The sequence below is a fragment of the Streptococcus constellatus genome, from assembly GCF_902167705.1.
Classification (GTDB): Bacteria; Bacillota; Bacilli; order Lactobacillales; family Streptococcaceae; genus Streptococcus; species Streptococcus constellatus_A.
In genome coordinates, this window is sequence record NZ_CABHMZ010000019.1 from 44,025 (window position 1) to 58,177 (window position 14,153).

13 protein-coding genes are annotated in these 14,153 nt (G+C 38.8%); 2 read left to right on the top strand and 11 right to left on the bottom strand.

The window, feature by feature from the left end:
• Nucleotides 1–20: 20 nt before the first annotated feature.
• The 3 genes from FQ204_RS05625 to parE form a co-directional block, all read right to left on the bottom strand.
• Nucleotides 21–764, bottom strand: coding sequence for a DUF6261 family protein (locus FQ204_RS05625; protein ID WP_144209674.1), 744 nt, complete (start codon nucleotides 762–764; stop codon nucleotides 21–23).
• 296 nt (nucleotides 765–1,060) lie between these two features.
• Entirely contained in the window at nucleotides 1,061–2,170 is a 1,110-nt protein-coding gene (locus tag FQ204_RS05630) for a hypothetical protein (RefSeq protein ID WP_144209677.1), read from the bottom strand.
• A 16-nt stretch (nucleotides 2,171–2,186) separates the two neighbouring features.
• Entirely contained in the window at nucleotides 2,187–4,136 is a 1,950-nt protein-coding gene (parE, locus tag FQ204_RS05635; RefSeq protein WP_144209680.1) for a DNA topoisomerase IV subunit B, read from the bottom strand.
• Nucleotides 4,137–4,318: 182 nt separating this feature from the next.
• On the opposite strand from parE, the gene plsY reads away from it, so the two are divergent.
• Complete coding sequence (plsY, locus tag FQ204_RS05640; RefSeq protein ID WP_144209683.1) at nucleotides 4,319–4,966, top strand: glycerol-3-phosphate 1-O-acyltransferase PlsY; 648 nt, start codon at nucleotides 4,319–4,321, stop codon at nucleotides 4,964–4,966.
• A 36-nt stretch (nucleotides 4,967–5,002) separates the two neighbouring features.
• Here the strand turns inward: plsY and nt5e are convergent, their stop codons facing one another.
• The 4 genes from nt5e to FQ204_RS05660 form a co-directional block, all read right to left on the bottom strand.
• Nucleotides 5,003–7,156, bottom strand: coding sequence for a cell surface ecto-5'-nucleotidase Nt5e (gene nt5e / locus FQ204_RS05645; RefSeq protein WP_144209686.1), 2,154 nt, complete (start codon nucleotides 7,154–7,156; stop codon nucleotides 5,003–5,005).
• A gap of 159 nt (nucleotides 7,157–7,315) precedes the next feature.
• On the bottom strand, nucleotides 7,316–7,951 hold the full coding sequence (locus tag FQ204_RS05650) for a tetratricopeptide repeat protein (RefSeq protein ID WP_144209689.1): 636 nt from the start codon (nucleotides 7,949–7,951) through the stop codon (nucleotides 7,316–7,318).
• 48 nt (nucleotides 7,952–7,999) lie between these two features.
• Complete coding sequence (locus tag FQ204_RS05655) at nucleotides 8,000–8,467, bottom strand: deoxycytidylate deaminase (RefSeq protein WP_059220764.1); 468 nt, start codon at nucleotides 8,465–8,467, stop codon at nucleotides 8,000–8,002.
• Nucleotides 8,468–8,484: 17 nt separating this feature from the next.
• A complete protein-coding gene (locus tag FQ204_RS05660) occupies nucleotides 8,485–9,069 on the bottom strand; it encodes a TetR/AcrR family transcriptional regulator (RefSeq protein ID WP_106387948.1) in 585 nt (194 codons plus the stop codon).
• 133 nt (nucleotides 9,070–9,202) lie between these two features.
• On the opposite strand from FQ204_RS05660, the gene FQ204_RS05665 reads away from it, so the two are divergent.
• Nucleotides 9,203–10,048 (top strand): DegV family protein, encoded by an 846-nt coding sequence (locus FQ204_RS05665; RefSeq protein ID WP_144209692.1) that lies wholly within the window; start codon nucleotides 9,203–9,205, stop codon nucleotides 10,046–10,048.
• 278 nt (nucleotides 10,049–10,326) lie between these two features.
• Here FQ204_RS05665 and FQ204_RS05670 read toward each other — a convergent pair whose 3' ends face one another.
• From FQ204_RS05670 to eno, 4 genes are all read right to left on the bottom strand, one after another.
• A complete protein-coding gene (locus FQ204_RS05670; RefSeq protein ID WP_144209695.1) occupies nucleotides 10,327–11,058 on the bottom strand; it encodes a DUF3307 domain-containing protein in 732 nt (243 codons plus the stop codon).
• Nucleotides 11,051–11,728, bottom strand: coding sequence for a SatD family protein (locus tag FQ204_RS05675; protein WP_144209698.1), 678 nt, complete (start codon nucleotides 11,726–11,728; stop codon nucleotides 11,051–11,053). Before FQ204_RS05675 ends, FQ204_RS05670 begins: the two co-directional genes overlap by 8 nt.
• A gap of 127 nt (nucleotides 11,729–11,855) precedes the next feature.
• On the bottom strand, nucleotides 11,856–12,596 hold the full coding sequence (locus tag FQ204_RS05680) for an NAD-dependent protein deacylase (RefSeq protein ID WP_144209701.1): 741 nt from the start codon (nucleotides 12,594–12,596) through the stop codon (nucleotides 11,856–11,858).
• A gap of 78 nt (nucleotides 12,597–12,674) precedes the next feature.
• Entirely contained in the window at nucleotides 12,675–13,979 is a 1,305-nt protein-coding gene (gene eno, locus FQ204_RS05685) for a surface-displayed alpha-enolase (RefSeq protein ID WP_144209704.1), read from the bottom strand.
• Nucleotides 13,980–14,153 lie beyond the last annotated feature (174 nt).

Below are 14,153 nucleotides of genomic sequence, written 5' to 3' on the forward strand. Positions count from 1 at the left end.
TATTTACTAAGGCTTGAACCTTATCCTACACTTTCTGCTTTTGTTACTTTCTTAACCGCTTTGCGTTTTTTGTAGCGACTGCGAATGGTATTGAGGTGGTCGCGAAGATCTGCATAGTGGCTTCTTTCTGGGTAGGCATAGGTCATGATAGCGGTGAAATCCAGCAGGAAATCGTAGATTTCTTGTAGCTGAATGCGGAGTTGCTTGCTTTGACTAGGCACTTTGCCTTTTAATTCAGTCAAGCGCTCCTTGTAAGCTTCTTCAAACCGCTTTTGCGCAGTCACCAAGCTTTCCACATGAGCTTCCAAGTGCAGTTTTGCCAGCGCCGTTTGATAGGTCGATTTCTTCAGCTCTTGGAGCAGGTGGTTGATGCCCTCTGTCTCTTTTTCATAGTTGGCAGCCGCAATCCCTGCGTAATTTTTCAGCAAGCCTGCCAAGGTGTCGTAGGCTTCTTTTGTTGTCGTCTCCTTGACCCGTGAAAACGCCCGCACCAAAGCAGTCAGCGTCCCCAAAGCATCGTCTCGCTCGCGGTCGGCTTGGTCTAAACTGGTCACCAAGCGACTGGCTTTCGTCTGATGAAGCCCCTCCTGAAACTTAGCCAAATGCTGGCTCATCTCTTCCAGCTTACTCGTATAAATACTTTCAACCTTGTGCGCCTTGTTAAAAGCAGCAATCGCCTCTTTCGACTCGGTCATGAGCTGGGAAAATTCACTTTTATCCAGAGTTTTCGTGTCCAATGTAGTGATTCCGTATGTCAATTTCATTATTCTCTCCTAATTCTTTTAAATTCTAATCTATTTCATATCATTTTTACATTGTTCAGTTTCGGAAAAGGCTTTTTACTCAAAAACCGTTCGTCCGAAATCGGAATGTTCGTCTTTTGCTCTAAAAACCCTTGTCCGAAAACAGAACAATCGGGATTTACTAAAAAGTCGCTTGTCCGAAAGTTGAACGACTTTACTTTTGCTCTAGCGAGCTTGTCCGAAACTCGGACAGTGAGAGTTTATTATTGTACTTGAGAACATCATCTCAGATATAGATAATTTCTTTTTAATTCACACTATATTTTTGCATTAGCAAACTTTCTGGCTGCATAATATTTATCATAAATCAAATCGCTCTTTAAAGATTTGATTAGATCTTTGTTATAATCAACATCTTGATTTAATTCAATTCTTTGATCTTGTAAAAATATATAAAAGTCTCCATAAAATCCTCCCTTTTCTTGTTTATACACAGGAATTCGAATATCTAAAGAGTATTTTTCTTTACCTTTTATTATTTTTTCGCCACTTTTGATAGCAACATCATATTTCAAACTACAACTTCTATCAACCAAAATGTAAAAATTAACATCATTAGCTCCCGCAGTTAATTTTTGAGAGCAAGTAACAGATTTTTGAGTAGTATCTTCAATTAGATTAATTAATGGAACTTCACCTATACTAGAACCAACAGAGCCTCGTGCCACAATATGGAATCTCTTTTCTCTGCTATCATAAGCTACTACTAACATCAGATTAGGAATTTCTTTTCCCTTGCTATTGAATACTGATACTTTAAGAAGATATAATTTGCTATTCTGTTCAAATTCAGAAACGAATTCATCAAATGAACATATAATTAAACTCCTAATATCTCCTGGTTTTAAAATTAGAGATTCTTGTAGAACTTTCTCTGTTTCATAAACTTCCTTAAAAGTGTCTTTCTCACACCTAATAAACTTAACAGTGCATTGCTCTACAAACGACTCTTTGGTTCCATTATTATATGCTAGAAGCACAAATTTTTGATTTCTATCATAAAAACCACCATCATATTGAATATCAGGAAAATCATTATTTTCCTTCTTTATATTATATAATTCAATTTCTGTTACTGATTGAGTAACACTTCTTTTATTTTCTACAGCTAGAGTGTTTAATAAGAAATTTGAATATATTGGTGATTCAGAAGTTGCTTGTTCGGGAACTCCACTTCTGTTATTTATGTTTGAAATACTATTTCCAACTATCTCTATCTTTTTCTCATTATCAAATCTGTTTTTAGAACGATGTACTATAATTGGCCCCACAATCACAGTTACTATCAGACTTAAGATTAGCCACCACCACTGTTGGGATAGCTGAAAACCACTTTGCTGAACATTTTGTTGTACTGCTATAAACATACTTTTTCTATATCTCCTAAAAAATAACTTCCCCACTCTCCTCCAGCGTAAACTTAACATTATCTTCAATCCATTTACGGCGAGGTGGGACTTTGTCGCCCATGAGGACATTGACGCGGCGCTCGGCACGAGCCAAGTCGTCAATGGTGACGCGAATGAGGGTGCGGTTTTCAGGATTCATAGTGGTTTCCCAGAGCTGGTCGGCATTCATTTCTCCAAGCCCTTTGTAGCGCTGCAGCATGGCACCTTTGCCAAATTTCTTGCGCAGGTCTTCTAGATCGCCGTCCGTCCAAGCATACTCGACAACCTCGTTCTTGCCTTTACCTTTGGACATTTTATAGAGAGGGGGCAGGGCGATATAGACATGCCCCGCTTCTACGAGTGGGCGCATGTAGCGGTAAAAGAAAGTCAGCAAGAGCGTCTGGATATGGGCGCCGTCCGTATCGGCATCGGTCATGATGATAATCTTGTCATAGTTGGCATCTTCGAGAGAGAAGTCCGAACCAACACCTGCACCAATGGTGTAAATCATGGTGTTGATTTCTTCGTTTTTGAGAATGTCTGCCATTTTAGCTTTGGCGGTATTGATAACCTTACCGCGCAGGGGCAGAATCGCCTGAAACTTGCGGTCGCGTCCTTGCTTAGCAGAGCCACCAGCTGAATCTCCTTCAACCAGATAGAGTTCGTTTTTAGCTGGATTTTTGGATTGAGCTGGCGTTAGTTTTCCAGATAAAAGCCCCTTGTCTTTCTTGTTTTTCTTGCCGCTTCGGCTTTCATCTCTCGCCTTGCGGGCTGCCTCGCGCGCATCTCTCGCCTTAATTGCCTTGCGGATAAGATTAGACGCCAGTTCCCCATTTTCCAAGAGGAAGAAAGTCAACTTGTCTGATACAATCGAATCCACCGCAGGACGAGCAAGCGGACTGCCCAGCTTATCCTTGGTCTGCCCCTCAAATTGCAAATGCTCTTCTGGTACTAAGATAGAAAGAACAGCCGCTAAGCCCTCACGGTAGTCAGAGCCTTCCAGATTTTTATCCTTTTCTTTCAGCAATCCAGTCTTTCGTGCATAGTCATTCATGACCTTGGTAATAGCAGACTTTAGTCCTGTCTCGTGCGTTCCTCCGTCCTTGGTGCGAACGTTATTGACAAAAGAAAGAATATTGTCTGAATAACCGTCATTGTACTGGAGAGCCACTTCCACTTGAAAACCACCCTCTTCTCCTTCAAAATAAAGAACTGGTGTCAAAGTTTCCTTGTCTTCGTTCAGATAGCTAACAAAATCCTGCACCCCATTTTCATAATGAAAATCAACAGACTCGCCCGTTCGCTCATCTGTCAGAGAAAGATGAACATTTTTCAAAAGAAAGGCTGATTCATTGAGCCGCTCCGAAATCGTATTGTACTTGAAATCTGTCGTTGAGAAAATCGTATCGTCTGGCATAAAGGTCACTTTTGTGCCTGTTTTTGATTTGGGAGCTTTGCCAATCTTTTCCAGACTGGTAACAGGTTTTCCACCCTGCTCAAATCGTTGCCGATAAACTGTTCCGTCACGTGTGATTTCAACTTCCAGCCAGCTAGACAGCGCATTAACAACAGAAGAACCAACACCGTGGAGACCCCCAGAGGTCTTGTAGCCACCCTGACCGAACTTGCCGCCAGCGTGGAGCACCGTAAAGATAACTTCTACTGTCGGGATTCCCATAGCGTGCATACCGACCGGCATTCCCCGACCGTGATCTGCTACAGTCAAACTCCCGTCTTTGTTAATCGTCACGTCAATCTTGTCGCCAAAGCCAGACAGAGCCTCATCAACTGCATTGTCCACAATTTCCCAGACCAAATGGTGAAGCCCAGTTGCATCTGTTGAACCGATATACATACCAGGACGCTTACGAACCGCGTCCAAGCCTTCTAATACTTGAATGGCATCATCATTGTAATTGTTAATATTGATTTCCTTTTTTGCCACAAGGAACCTCCTGAATCATTCATCCTTTCTATCTTACAAGTTTTTAGCAAATTTTGCAAAGATTTTTAGAAAATAGTGTATTCTTTCTGCTTCTCACCACCATTTTTTCAGCCTAGACAAATTTTATAAAATATTTCTGGTCGTTCAACTATCAAAATCAAAATTCATGGTATAATAAAAGCATGATAAAGATAGTTTTTACATTGATAGTAGCTTATTTGATTGGTTCAATCCCTGCTGGGCTTTGGATTGGACAAGTATTTTACAAGAAAAATCTCCGCGAATACGGCAGCGGAAATACAGGAACGACCAATACCTTTCGTGTCCTTGGGAAAAAAGCAGGCATCATCACCTTTATTTTTGACTTTTTTAAAGGAACATTTGCGACACTATTGCCTCTTTTCCTTCATATCAACGGCATTTCTCCTCTCGTTTTTGGACTTTTAGCCGTTCTTGGACATACCTTCCCCATTTTCGCAGAATTTAAAGGCGGTAAAGCCGTGGCAACCAGCGCAGGTGTCATTCTTGGCTTTTCACCGACTTTCTTCACTTATTTAGCTGTCATCTTTTTCAGCTGCTTGTATTTGACTAGTATGATTTCTTTTTCAAGCGTGACAGCTGCTACCTCTGCTATTCTGGGAGTCTTAATTTTCCCACTATTTGGCTTTCTTTTGTCACGTTACGATGTGCTTTTTACCGTGATTGTGCTCGCACTAGCGCTTATCATTATCGTTCGACACAAAGATAATATCCAGCGAATTCAGATGAAACAAGAAAACCTCATTCCCTTTGGATTGAATATCACAAAACAACAACCTAAACAGAAATAAAAGAAGCTAGGATTTTTATCCTAGCTTCCTTTTATTTTATTCTTTGTGAGCTTTTTTAAATTTGGATAATCCTAAAAGTCCAACAACAAAGCCGAGTAAACTGATAAAGGCAGTATCTGTTGTACCTGTTTCTGGCAAGCTCTTTTGACCTGAGGGCACAAATTGTTTGTGTACATTAACTGGAATAGTTGCCGTTCTTTGATGTTTATTTGTTTGAACTGCTGGTACAAGTTCTTTTTGTCCAGTTTCATTTGGCTTCACTTGGTTAGCAGCTTGATCCTGAAGTTTCTGGTATTGTGCAGTTGAGATTGAAATAGTCCGTGAATTAGGATTGACAACCGCATAAGCTGTTAAGTCTGTTTTTGCCAAGAAATCAGCAAAAGCAACGTCCATTGAAGGACCTTCTTCGCGAGCTCCGCCCAACATACTATAACCGTCACCACCTGCAGCCAAGAAGTCATTGGTTGTCAGATAGTAGATTTTCTCAAGGTTTAATTTTTCGTATTTTCCTGTTTCAGGATTTTTAATTTCAATGCCAAGAATACGCTTATCGGCTGGCAAGGTTGTGTCATAATAAACTTTTGCGCCAGAAACTTGAAGGAAGCCGCCGCTTGGTTCAAGTAACGGTTGGCCATTTTCATCTAAGACTGGTTTTCCGTCTTTTTCTTGTAAAATAGAACCTAAAGACTTAGCAAACATGTCTGCGATATTTTGCCCAGTTACTTTTATTTGAGTAATGGTATTTCCAAATGGCAGAACCGCAATGATATCTCCCTTGGTGATTGGTTTTCCTTTCGCAATTGTTTCACGAAGTCCGCCACCGTTAGTTACAGCAAGGTCTGTCTTATGACTAAATCCTGTTTGCCCGTATTCATAGAGCGCATCTGCTACGACATTTCCAAGATTGGTTTCCCGCACACGGACATTTTCTCGGTTACCATTTAACTCAACTGGGCTATTAGCAACAACCTCTTTTGCGTTTTCTTGGTCGTATTTCTCTTTGATTTTGTTTACTAATTGCTGAATAGCTGGATCTGGGGTAACGCCTTTTACTGAATCAGCTGAGATTTGCTGAGGATTTCCTAGAAGTTGACCAGATTTGTATGTTACTTTTCCAATATTATGCAAGTAACTACCTGTTTGATTATAAGTGACATTGTCTCCATAGGTTACTGATTCTACAGTATGTGAATGCCCGTCAATCACCGTCACACGTTTCCCTTTTAGCAAAGGATTTTTTGATAATGCTTCTGCCAAGGTAGAACCGCGCCATTCAACTGGTGTTGTCGTATCTACACCCAAATGCGCCAAAACGACATAATGTTTATAAGTTTTACCTTCCGCTTTCGCACGGGATTCCACTTCTTCGATGACTTTATTGACTTCTGAAATTGGATCTGTAAACGTAACCCCTTGAACATTGCGTGGGTGTGTTTTTGTTGCAGTTTCTGGCGTTGTCACACCAATAACCACAAATTCATCTCCCTCAACATTCTTGTCTTTATCAACAATCGTAGAAGCTTGGAAAAGACGTGCTCCATTGACATAAGTATTGGCGCTAAGAAGAGGGAATTTCAAAATTTCTTTGTATTTTTTCACCTCATCCAAACCAAAATCAAATTCATGATTTCCGACCGCCATTGCATCATAGCCAATCTTATTTAAAATATTCGCGCGCTCTTCTCCTTTTGAGCTATTGGAAATCGGAAGTCCTTGAAAAGCATCGCCTGCGTCCACAACGAGTGTTGTTTGATCGGTCTTTGCACGTTCTTGTTCAATGACTGCTGCTAATTTAGCATCGCCAATGACACCTTTTTCTTCCACAATACGACCGTGCACATCATTTGTATGAAGAATAACCGTATCCTTTTCAGATTGAGTTACAGCCGCAGTAACAGCTTGATTTGCCGGAGTTGTAGAATCTGCTGGGGTTACAGAATTTTCAACTTGTCCCCCCTCGCTCTTTTCTGCAGCTTTCTCCGTAGAAACTTCAGTAGCAGGCGAAACTGTTGAATCTCCTTGAGCGGTCGTAGGGGAAACCGACTGATTTTCTTTAGGAGTTTCTACTTGCTCTACAAGAGTTGTTGAAGTAGCTGGATCTACAGCATCAGCAGAAACCTGATGTGCTAAAATTGCTGGAGCAATTAGCAATGTCGACAAAATAGGGACAATGAATTTGTTCTTCTTCATAATCAATCCTCTTTTATTATTTTTTGATTCTATTATACAAGATTTTCTGGTAAAATAAAACCTTATTGAACAAGCTTTGTCTCATCGTTCGCTAAAATTGTCATAAAAAGAAAAATATTCTAACTTTTACATTAGAATATCTTATTTCACAAACATTATTTACAAACTTCTACCTTGTGAGTTTATCTGTATCATCAAGTCTTTCAGTCTTGCTGCTCCAACGGTATCACCTGCTTTTTCAAAACACGCCAGTGCTTTTTGAGCATCAGATTTAGCCATTTTTATATCTCCCTTAGCTAACATTACCTCAGCTAAGCTACGATAAGCACAAGCATGATTGACTAAGTCATCTGTCTGCAATGCTAAATTTAGTGTTTCTTGCAAAAGTTTCTCTGCAAGGTGAATATTTCCAAGCTTGAACTGTAAATATCCCTGTTCGTACAAATTGACAGATTTCTTTAGGACATCATCGGGGAAATGCTCTGTAATAATTGCAGCTTCTGCCATTATCAAGTCATAAGCTTTTTGAAAATGCTCTTCTTCTCGTTCGACCATCGCTAATTGATGCAAGCCTATATGCTGTTCTTCCAGATTCTTTTCAGACACAGCTTGAGCATAATAGTCTTTAAAAAACTGACGAGCCAACTGAAAATCCTTTTCTTCCAAAGCAATATAAGCTTTTAAATTCAGTGTACTATAACTATCTTGGTCTATTTGATAAACGAATTGCTTGGCAAGCTGATATTTCCCGTCAAACAATGCTTGCCATGCTTTTTGAAGTTGTTCTTCTGTCATATTTTCTTTCCTTTTATTCATAGAAAACAAAATGTCACACTTTAAAAGTTATATCAAATCAGTCTCCGAGATTGCCTCTTTCACTTTTTCGATTGGCAGATGTACTAGCTCAACTTTCTTTTCGCTATATAAATAACGCGCATAATCATCCATACGATATTGATTGATATAAACCACTCGCTTGCAACCAACTTGTAAAAGCTGTTTCGTACAATTGAGGCAAGGGAAATGCGTGACATAAACAGTAAATCCTTTCGGGATTCCGCGCTCTGCACCTTGCAAAATCGCATTTACTTCTGCATGTAAAGTCCTCACACAATGCCCGTCGACTATCAGGCATTCATGATCGATGCAGTGTTCCGTTCCTGAAACGGATCCATTATATCCTGTTGAAATAACTTTATTATCCTTTACAATAACCGCACCAACGCTTGCTCGTTTGCAGGTTGAGCGATTTGCAATCAAGAGTGCTTGTGCTGCAAAATATTCATCCCAAGCCAATCTTTTTGTAACCATATTGCCACCTTCTTTTCTTACTTATCACTCAGTTTATCATTTTTTCGATGTGGAAAAAGCGGAAGTCCGAGCGATGCAATCTTTTCTGCCGGAACCCTCATGCCGTCTTTTGTCCATTTGATTAAAACAGAAACCACCGCCGAACTCCAAAAGGAATTCATGTAAGTTGAAGCTTCTTTTCTGGAACTATTTTGTTTTTCCAAAAAATCAAACACAGCACTTGTCAACAGTTTTTCTAAATTATAATCCACTGCTAAGCTAAGGATTCGTGCTTCTTTTTTGACTTCCTTAAACAAGAACAGCCATACTTGATAAAGCTCGGTTCTCATATTGAATTGTTCCAATTTATCGGTAATCTTTTGTACTGTTCGTTGGAAAATCTCTTGTAAAATTTCTTCTTTTGAATCATAATTTCGATAAAAAGCTGCGCGCGAGACACCCGCTCTCTCTACTAATTCAGAAATGGTAATTTTGGTCAATTCTTTCTTTTCCAACAATTGCAACAAAGAAATTTCCAATGATTCTTTTGTAATTCGGTTAGATTCCTGATTTGATATTTTTAGATTTTCTAAAGATTTTTTCGATATTTTACGTTCCGACATAACATTTTCTTTCTACGTGTAACAACCGACTGTAAAGGCTTTCTAAAGCAGAAGTTTCATGATATAATTGTAAAAAAAGACAAAACTTTTGTCAATGTCTAACTAGTTTACTACTCAACTAAAGGAGAATGCAATGACTTGGAAGATTGTAGCTGATTCAGGATGTGATTATAGAACTATCGAAAACCTTGCTGTTGACACCTTATTTGAAAGTGTTCCTTTGACCATTCAAGTAGGTGATGAAATCTTTATAGATAATGCTCAGCTCAATATTGATAATATGATGGAAAAAATGTATGCCACTTCCTCGGCTTCAAAATCTGCCTGTCCTAGTCCAGATGACTATATGAAAGCTTTTGAAGGAGCTTCAAATATTTTTGTGGTCACTATTACAGGAACATTATCAGGAAGCCATAATAGCGCACAAGTGGCTAAAAAACTCTATCTTGAAGACCATCCTAACGTGAATATTCATGTTATTGATACTCTTTCTGCTGGCGGTGAAAATGATTTGATTATCAAACAACTTAATCTTCTTATCGGTCAAGATTTAAGTTATGAAGAGGTCGTAAAAGAAATTACAGCCTATCAAACCAAGACAAAATTACTTTTTGTTCTTGCCAAAGTTGACAATCTAGTCAAAAACGGGCGACTGAGCAAATTACTTGGAGCTGTTGTAGGATTATTGAATATCCGTATGGTAGGCGAAGCCAGTCAAGACGGTAAACTAGAGTTACTTCAAAAGGCGCGTGGTGCTAAAAAATCACTCATTGCAGCTTTTGATGAACTCATTAAGGCAGGCTATTCTGGCGGACAAATTATTATTGCTCATCGAAATAATCCCAAGTTTTGTCAGCAATTTTCCGAAATGGTTCGTGAAAAATTTCCTCAGGCTGTTATTGAAGTCATCCCAACTTCTGGACTTTGTAGCTTTTATGCTGAAGAAAATGGTCTCCTCATGGGTTATGAAATTCAATAATATAACATAAAGAAGTCAGTCAAACAGGTGACCATGATTCACTGGACAATCACTCGCAAACGAATGTCATCTGAGAAAATTACGTATACGAACCAAAATTTGAAAATTTTTAGTTCCTAGTCTCACTCCTACAAGGCTCGAACCGTCTGGCTTGAAAAACGAACGAATCTGTTCAGCAGGCTCTAATTACAAGCGCTTTGAGCAACCTGCTGCTGCGCCCTTCCCTTGGTTTATTATCTTATATACTTTGAAGCTAGGAATTTTTCGTCCTAGTTTTTTTATAAATAAAGCAAACCGAAAACAATGAGCACACTAATCATGCTAAAAAGTGAGCCAATGAGGTAATATTCCGCAAAGGACTGGCTTTCAGAAATTTTGTTATACCGTGCGATTGACTTGGCGGTAAAGACTAAGCCAACTGAGGCGAATTGTCCAAATATGAGAGATAAAGCCATAATATAACGCTCCAAAACCCCAATCATCGCCCCTGCACCTGCTATAGTGTCTTGGTTATCTCCCTTCGACTGATACCTACTGAAGAAAAGCTTGAATAAAATATTAACAGGTTTTCCAACGATAGCCAAAAATAAAAGTGTCTGAGGCACTGCAGCACTATTTTTTAGCCAAAGTGGACTGGTTTTACTCGCCAATAAAGCATAAAATAGAAAAATGCAAACCAGATGAAGTGTTTGGTCAACAATAAAAGCCTGTTTGGTAAATCTTTTTGTTTCTATAAAAGTATTGAGCCTATATTTCAAGAAATCAATAACTACATGACTAAGCCAAACCGCAGCAAAATATAGACTATTTTTCGGGAAAAAGACACTCAAAATCAGTAACGGAAGAAAAACGATGATCAAATGCAATATTAAATATGGGAATTTCCGACTTTTTAAGTCGGCCATTTTTTGACTTTGCCATTGAAAATCGGCTAAAATATGTGCCGATAATGTTAATAATAAGATTGGATTTTGTAAGAAAAAATCTGAAAATCCCCATAAATTAGACATGCCTCTTCTCCTCCTTGTCTATCGCATTTAACATCAAATTCATAGCAACTCGTTTATTTCTGAGATAAATTTTTAGACCACTCGCCTTGATACGCTTGTTGAAAGCGCTTGGAGTGATACCGAGCAGTTTTGCCATTTCTTTATGCGAAAATGTTTCATCGTATACATTTTCAGCCAGTAATTGCTTGAGCACATCGTATTGAACATCTGTCCACTTAGACTGAATAAAAGAACACGCAGCTAACATAGTATTGATAGTCTGACTGACATTTTCATCTGCCATAGAAACTGAAATGTGATTGATGCCATAATCATTCTTGTCATGAATGTAGGTGATCGCTTCTCTTGCCAGCCAGTACGCTGGACCGTCAGAGCCAATACTTTGTTCTTTGTTGATTTCTGTAATCATATCTCCAACGCCAATTCCAAATCGAATTTCGTAAGGAGCAAATGCAACAGAAAGCTGATCTATGATTTGAAACATGTAAGAATTGGGCGAGAACAAGGCTTGAAATTCATCGCCTGCTGTGACCGTAAAGGGGGAAATCAAATCATTCTGATATTGCTGGTTCAACTCTTTCATCAATTGCAACAATTGCTGTTGTGCCTGCGCTCGATCTTGTATTTTTTTTGATTCAATAACGTCTCCAATAAGAGCAATGTACATCATCTTCTCACCTCTTTTTGTCTATTATAATGGAAATTTTTAAAAATTTCCATTATAAAGGACATTTTCTGAAATTTCCGTCACAAAGGACATTTTTAACATATAACCTGTTCTTTAATTTTTAAATCAGCTATCCGTTTATTTTCCATACCTCACTCAGCACTTCTCCAATCTTGCCCTTGATAACCAAATCAGCTTGATTATCTTGTACTATATTACTTTTATTGATAAGGACTAGCTGTCGCCCTTGAAAATAATGAACCAAACTTGCCGCTGGATAAACAACGAGCGAAGTTCCACCAATGATGAGCAAATCAGCTTGACGAATAGCCTGAATGGCTTGAGAAAAGACGTCCATATTTAGCGATTCCTCATAAAGAGTCACATCCGGCTTAACTACGTAACCGCAAGTCTCGCAATAAGGAATGGTTCCAGGTAATTTCAAAAAATCCTCTAAGTCATAAAAACGATGACAGTTGGTGCAATAATTTCGGTCCACACTACCATGAATTTTCAATACATTTTTGCTTCCTGCTATTTCATGTAAACTATCAATATTCTGTGTGACAACTGCTTTTAATTTCCCTATCTTTTCTAAATGAGCTAAATAATCATGAGCTGCATTTGGCTTAGCATCAGGATAAATGAGATATTTTTTGTAAAAGTCAAAAAACTGTTCTGGATAAAGTTCAAACATCGTATGGGAAACTAGTTGCTCTGCTGTAAAATGCTGATTTAATTCAATATTGTAAATACCATTTGAGCTGCGAAAATCCGGAATACCAGATTCAGTTGAAACACCTGCACCACCAAAGAATACAATATTTTGACTACTTTGAATGATATGAGCCAGTTCTTCAATCTTGTCCATATCGCCCTCCTAAAAGTTACCAATATTATTAAAGAAAAAATCGGCTAGAAGAACTAGCCGATTCATGTTATAACTGAATTATTTTGACAAGTTATAGAAAGATTTCAAACCACGGTATTCAGCTACTTCACCAAGTTGGTCTTCAATACGAAGCAATTGGTTGTATTTAGCAATACGGTCAGTACGTGACAATGAACCAGTCTTAATTTGTCCAGCATTAGTTGCAACTGCGATGTCAGCAATTGTTGAATCTTCAGTTTCACCTGAACGGTGTGATACAACGGCAGTGTAACCAGCTTCTTTAGCCATTTCGATAGCATCAAATGTTTCAGTAAGAGTACCGATTTGGTTAACTTTGATAAGGATTGAGTTAGCAGCGCCTTCTGCAATACCTTTTTCAAGGTAAGAAGTGTTTGTTACGAAGAAGTCGTCACCAACAAGTTGTACTTTCTTACCAAGACGATCAGTAAGTTTCTTCCAACCATCCCAGTCATTTTCATCCATACCATCTTCGATAGTGATGATTGGATATTTGTTTACCAATTCTTCAAGGTAGTCAATTTGTTCATCAGCTGTACGAACTGCAGCTCCTTCACCTTCGAATTTAGTGTAATCATAAACTTTACGTTCTTTGTCGTAGAATTCTGATGATGCACAGTCAAAACCAAGGAATACATCTTTACCAGGAACATAACCAGCAGCTTCGATAGCAGCAAGGATAGTTTCTACACCATCTTCAGTTCCGTCGAAACGAGGAGCAAATCCGCCTTCGTCACCAACAGCTGTTTCAAGACCACGAGATTTAAGAATTTTCTTAAGAGCGTGGAAAATTTCAGCACCCCAACGAAGAGCTTCTTTGAATGTAGGTGCACCAGCAGGCACAATCATGAACTCTTGGAAAGCGATTGGAGCATCTGAGTGAGAACCACCGTTGATGATATTCATCATTGGAGTTGGAAGAACTTTAGTATTGAATCCGCCAAGGTAGCTGTAAAGTGGGATTTCAAGGTAATCAGCAGCAGCACGTGCCACAGCAATAGATACACCAAGAATTGCGTTTGCACCCAATTTACCTTTGTTTGGAGTACCGTCAAGTGCAATCATTGCACGGTCAATAGCTTGTTGATCGCGAACGTCATAACCAATAACTGCTTCAGCAATGATATTGTTTACGTTGTCAACAGCTTTTTGTGTACCAAGACCGCCGTAACGAGATTTGTCACCATCACGAAGTTCAACTGCTTCGTGTTCACCAGTAGAAGCTCCAGATGGAACCATACCACGTCCGAAAGCACCTGATTCAGTATAAACTTCTACTTCAAGTGTTGGGTTACCGCGTGAGTCTAGGACTTCGCGAGCGTAAACATCAGTAATAATTGACATTTTTTACTCTCCTTTGAGTTATTTTATTTACATTCCTATCATACCTTAAAAATCAGTTTTTTTCAAGGAAAAATCGTGCCTTTCTATGAAATTTACGATAATTTTCTATGTAAGCGTTTTATATTTCCGAATGTTTCTTGGATAAATTTCAAAAAAAGTATGTTATACTAACTT

Excerpts from the sequence above, each read along its gene's own strand:
- FQ204_RS05625 (WP_144209674.1), bottom strand. The coding sequence starts at position 764 with ATGAAATTGACATACGGAATCACTACATTGGACACGAAAACTCTGGAT.
- FQ204_RS05630 (WP_144209677.1), bottom strand. The coding sequence starts at position 2,170 with ATGTTTATAGCAGTACAACAAAATGTTCAGCAAAGTGGTTTTCAGCTA.
- plsY (WP_144209683.1), top strand. The coding sequence starts at position 4,319 with ATGATAAAGATAGTTTTTACATTGATAGTAGCTTATTTGATTGGTTCA.
- nt5e (WP_144209686.1), bottom strand. The coding sequence starts at position 7,156 with ATGAAGAAGAACAAATTCATTGTCCCTATTTTGTCGACATTGCTAATT.
- FQ204_RS05650 (WP_144209689.1), bottom strand. The coding sequence starts at position 7,951 with ATGACAGAAGAACAACTTCAAAAAGCATGGCAAGCATTGTTTGACGGG.
- FQ204_RS05655 (WP_059220764.1), bottom strand. The coding sequence starts at position 8,467 with ATGGTTACAAAAAGATTGGCTTGGGATGAATATTTTGCAGCACAAGCA.
- FQ204_RS05660 (WP_106387948.1), bottom strand. The coding sequence starts at position 9,069 with ATGTCGGAACGTAAAATATCGAAAAAATCTTTAGAAAATCTAAAAATA.
- FQ204_RS05665 (WP_144209692.1), top strand. The coding sequence starts at position 9,203 with ATGACTTGGAAGATTGTAGCTGATTCAGGATGTGATTATAGAACTATC.
- FQ204_RS05670 (WP_144209695.1), bottom strand. The coding sequence starts at position 11,058 with ATGTCTAATTTATGGGGATTTTCAGATTTTTTCTTACAAAATCCAATC.
- FQ204_RS05675 (WP_144209698.1), bottom strand. The coding sequence starts at position 11,728 with ATGATGTACATTGCTCTTATTGGAGACGTTATTGAATCAAAAAAAATA.
- FQ204_RS05680 (WP_144209701.1), bottom strand. The coding sequence starts at position 12,596 with ATGGACAAGATTGAAGAACTGGCTCATATCATTCAAAGTAGTCAAAAT.
- eno (WP_144209704.1), bottom strand. The coding sequence starts at position 13,979 with ATGTCAATTATTACTGATGTTTACGCTCGCGAAGTCCTAGACTCACGC.